Annotated in this window: 2 protein-coding genes and 1 pseudogene; all 3 read left to right on the top strand. The window is 40.4% G+C overall.

All coding sequences use genetic code 11. The features are described 5' to 3' along the window. Positions 1-896 (top strand): RHS repeat-associated core domain-containing protein (locus EPD60_RS07575; RefSeq protein WP_131448473.1); only part of this gene is annotated, 896 nt, incomplete at its 5' end. Positions 897-1,440: 544 nt separating this feature from the next. Beyond that, a pseudogene (locus EPD60_RS07570) lies at positions 1,441-2,496 on the top strand (RHS repeat-associated core domain-containing protein); the annotation flags it as partial. Positions 2,497-2,512: 16 nt separating this feature from the next. Further along, positions 2,513-2,740, top strand: coding sequence for a DUF7660 family protein (locus EPD60_RS07565; RefSeq protein ID WP_131448469.1), 228 nt, complete (start codon positions 2,513-2,515; stop codon positions 2,738-2,740). Positions 2,741-3,469: the final 729 nt, after the last annotated feature.

Below are 3,469 nucleotides of genomic sequence, written 5' to 3'. Positions count from 1 at the left end.
CATTTGGAATGCAAATGCCAGGAAGATTATTTACGGCGGGAAGCGGCTACAGATACGGGTTTAATGGGAAGGAGAATGACCCTGAAACACAACTTCAGGACTATGGATTTCGCATTTACAAACCGCAATTAGGACGTTTTTTGAGTGTCGACCCTTTGACTACAAAATACCCTATGCTTACGCCATTCCAATTTGCAAGCAATACTCCAATTCAGGCTATCGATCTTGATGGGCTTGAAGCGTTTTTCATTCATGGGACAATGAGTAACAACAAAAGATGGCGTAATAATGATGGTAGTTTAAAGGAAGGTACGAAGCAGTTATTTAGATTGCAACACAGTAAGTGGATAAACACGGCCTTTGAATGGGGAGGGTTTCTAGGTTATGGAAATAATCCATTCAATGATATTGAAGATAGGAGACGTGCAGCTAAAAAGCTAGTAAAATATATTATGGCCAATCGAAAAGAAGGAGAAGATATTACTCTCATCGCTCACAGTCATGGAGGTAATGTGGCGATTCAAGCGGCTCCAATGTTAAGAGCAGCGTTAGACAAGGCTGACGCCGCAGATGTGAAGATCAATATTATAACAGTTGCTACTCCTGCAGTTAACAATGAAAAAAGCGCAGAAAACCCAATCCATGCGCGCGATGCAATAAATTCACATATTCATATTTATAACACTCAGGACAAAGTACAAAAACAACTAGCAAATGCAGTTGATGGAGAAAAGTACGAGAGAGTTTATAAGAATGATAAAACCCAAAACATTGAACTTGATGTTTCAAAAGAATATAAGGGAACAACAACTGACGCCCATAGTGTGGACCACGACAAACCAGAAGTTATCAAGCGAAACATCGACAATAAAACAATACCCAAAGTCAGGCAATGATTAGGATATCAGGAGCTATCATATTTTTATCGGGCAATATTTATTTGGGAGCCATATATCTGCGCGATCTTTTAAAGTATTACGCTGACAAGTTCAATTATGACGGAATTAGGTATTTCATTCCATTAGTTATTGCAGACATTTTTTTCATAGTCGCATTAGCCCTGACTTATTTTTCAGCGAGATTCAACAAATATTTTCTGGCAATGCTTTTATTGTCAGTAATGCACAATGTAAACTTAGGAGTTGGGGTGGATAAAATTCCTTTTGTCGGCCTAGTCCTTGTATTGATATCTTGCATTGTCATCCCCTGGGGTTTATTTGCTAAGAGTCAGCGGCCTAGAATAATTAGAAAAGATGACATTTGAGACTTGGAAAATGATAGGCGACCAAGCAATTGGCTTTTAACTAGTATCAGTACAATTCGCGGAAAGCATATTTCGCCAACCTGTCGTTACTTCAGGTAAATGCACAGACCTAGACTCTGTCTCAATTTCTACTCGATGTCAGCGCAATAGAATTTTTCTAGGATTACCATCCATTTGGAATGCAAATGCCGGGAAGAGCTTTTACAACTGGAAGCGGCTATCGGTACGGATTTAACGGGAAAGAGGAAGACACTGATCTGAATAGTTTGACTGCGCTGGACTATGGTTTCAGAGTATATAATCCCGCAATAGGAAAGTTTCTCAGCGTTGACCCGTTGATGAAGCATTACCCTTGGTACACCCCTTACCAATTTGCGGGCAATACCCCAATACAAGCGATCGACCAAGATGGGGCAGAGGAATTCCACTATTTGCGAATAAGGAATGACGATGGACAACCGGTTTTAGTTTGCATCGGCAAAAAAGATATTGTGGACCGTGTATTAATCGGCTATGCGAGTTCTAATAGTCTTTTCAACGATGCTGCCGTGCCCAAATACGAAAACTCGATTAACAAACGACAGACCCACATTGTACACGACACCTATACAACAATGGTCGATGTCAATCCAACTTTTGGAAGTAAGCCCGTTCAAGAGGTAAGAACTTACCCACTTAGATGGGAATACAAATCGGAAGAAGATGCGCTTAACAATCAAAATGGCACTAGAAGCTCATCAGATTGGGCGCTACTATCATTAGATCGAAGCGGTAAAGCACTGCGTGAAGAAAATGCCGCGAATGGCGGCCCTGGAATGGCAACGAATATCGCTTCGATAGTGCTCAATAAAGTTGCGGGTAGAGCATTTCAATTTATTTCTAAGAGTGCTTTCGCACGAATGGCAACAAATGGAAAGGTCGATCCGCGCACAGTCCGCTTTAGTCAGAATAGTATAAGCGAGAAATTTAAAGGCGGCACAAGTGTAGACGACTTAGTTGTCAGACTTAAAAGCGGAGAAATGATGAATATTCCACCAATAAGGATTGTGGAAAAGGGCGGGAAGATATTTACATTAGATAATAGGCGATTGCATGCATTCCAAAAGGCCGGGATTGAAATACCATACGTAAAATTAACTGAGATTCCGGCAAAGGAAAATTTCAAATTCACAACTCAGAATAATGGAACTTCGATCGAAGTTAGGAATAGCAAACAATCGACATCACAATAGCATAAACTTCAATTTAATGGACAATATTGAACAAATAAGTACAAAGGATGATTTGGCAAACTTCGTTAAGCAGCTCTCCGAAGACTTAGAGGCTAACGAGTCGGAGTGGGAAAATAATACTCTTCTCAAATATCTAAATGCAGTTGAGGCTTTTCTTAGGGACAGTAATGACGATTCATTCTCCTCAGATCATACATGGTCAACACTTGCTAAAATATTTATAGCTGCTTCGACATATGAATAGAACTTGAAATTTCTATTCTCAATTGCCACTTTTACCTTTATATAGAATAAACGAAATACAAAAAGGCGCAAGATGGCGAGCCCCGACCCTCCTCTAATGTCTATTGAAGTATTTTGGCTAATGATTGGTCGGGGCTCTAAGTAAAAGATTTAACCAGCGTTTCGGCCAAATGCGTTACTCTCTACCAGTAATAATTTGTGCACTTGGTAGGCAGGTCAATCAAATAAAGTGAGGTGGCACTTCGCGTTGGGACATTGAATTTCCGAGATTGTAACACTATCCATTGTATTCTTCAACAGCTTGCAATGTGCGTAGTACCAATACCGACTTCATTATTGCACTCAACAAAATCTATGTGCGAGATGGTTTGATAATAGTATCACTCCGAAAGCCCTCCTCGCCTTATTGCGAATATGAGAGAATTAGCGCGAACATTACCATAGGCCAATTTTTAAGAAAACGATAGTTCTTCATAACATTTGGTTGATATCTCTAGATAAATCAGCCAGCACCTGGAGGCTACCTTTTCTAAGCTCAGTAATGCCGCTGAAAGCGGACAGAAAATGGCTAATTTGGCTCATTAGGCGGAACTGCAATCCATTACATCCCTCACGAAACCAACACCTTATGTAAAAAGAAATACTATCCATTTGGAATGCAAATGCCAGGAAGGACATTTGCCGCGGCGAAGGGCTACCGGTATGGATTTAACGGAAAGGAAGAAGACCG

This window comes from Flaviaestuariibacter flavus (assembly GCF_004337505.1).
Classification (GTDB): domain Bacteria; phylum Bacteroidota; class Bacteroidia; order Chitinophagales; family Chitinophagaceae; genus Flavisolibacter; species Flavisolibacter flavus.
The sequence above is the reverse complement of the archived record's forward strand: the minus strand, read 5'-3'. Positions and strand labels throughout refer to the sequence as shown.

What these genes read in the sequence shown, in the direction of transcription:
- EPD60_RS07565 (WP_131448469.1), top strand. Translation starts at nt 2,513, where the DNA reads ATGGACAATATTGAACAAATAAGTACAAAGGATGATTTGGCAAACTTC.